Origin of the sequence: Sporosarcina sp. P29 (genome assembly GCF_002743265.1) — a bacterium.
Lineage (GTDB): Bacteria > Bacillota > Bacilli > Bacillales_A > Planococcaceae > Sporosarcina.
Map to the genome: position 1 here is coordinate 1 of NZ_PDYX01000141.1, position 367 is coordinate 367.

At 56.1% G+C, this 367-nt stretch carries 1 pseudogene; it reads left to right on the plus strand.

From position 1 onward, the window contains the following. Positions 1–367: pseudogene (locus tag CSV68_RS16940) on the plus strand (chemotaxis protein CheA); the annotation flags it as partial.

Here is a 367-nt window from a genome sequence, read left to right on the forward strand (position 1 = left end):
GCGCGCTCCAGTGAATCCACCAGCATCCGCGTCGCCGTCGAGAAAGTTGACCAGCTGATTAACCTGGTGGGTGAACTGGTGATTACCCAGTCGATGCTGGCACAGCGGTCTAACGAACTGGACCCGGTGACCCACGGCGATCTGATCACCAGCATGGGGCAGTTGCAACGTAATGCCCGCGACCTGCAGGAATCGGTGATGTCCATTCGTATGATGCCGATGGAATATGTCTTCAGCCGCTTCCCGCGTCTGGTGCGTGACCTGGCCAGTAAACTGAATAAACAGATTGAACTGACGCTGATGGGCAGCTCCACCGAGCTGGATAAAAGCCTGATCGAACGCATTATCGACCCGTTAACGCACCTGG